A 487-nucleotide genomic window follows, 5' to 3' on the forward strand; every position below is an offset into this window, starting at 1 on the left:
AGACCTCGGGGCACCGGGCGAGTTGGCGACGAGTGCAAAGGCAGCCGTCGCGAGCGGCGAACTAGAGGGTCCGCGCGTCCTCGCCGCTGGTGAGAACATCGTGATGACCGGAGGCCACGGTCACTGGTTTGGCCGCGAAGCCGACGGTCCAGACGAGGTTCGAAAGGCAGCCCGCGAGCAACTCAAGCGCGGTGCCGACGTGGTGAAGTGCATGGCGACAGGCGGCGTCCTCACCGAGGGAGCCGTCACCGGTGCGCCGGAACTCACCGAAGCGGAGATTCGCGCACTCGTTGACGCCGCGAGCGCGAAGGGAGTCCCGACGGCGGCCCACGCCCACGGCGAATCGGTAATTAAAAACGCTGCACGCGCCGGTATCACGAGTATCGAACACGGGATGTTCATGGACAAGGAGGCGGCCGACCTGCTGGTCGAACGCGGAACGTACTGGGTTCCGACGGCGTCCGCAGCCCACGAAATCGTCGAGCAC

1 protein-coding gene is annotated in these 487 nt (G+C 66.3%); it reads left to right on the forward strand.

The window, feature by feature from the left end; all coding sequences use genetic code 11:
* A partial coding sequence (locus D3D02_RS19250; RefSeq protein ID WP_147435758.1) for an amidohydrolase family protein occupies positions 1-487 on the forward strand: 487 nt, incomplete at both ends.

The organism is Halobellus sp. Atlit-38R, from assembly GCF_003665925.1.
In the GTDB taxonomy this organism is placed as follows: Archaea; Halobacteriota; Halobacteria; order Halobacteriales; family Haloferacaceae; genus Haloquadratum; species Haloquadratum inordinatus.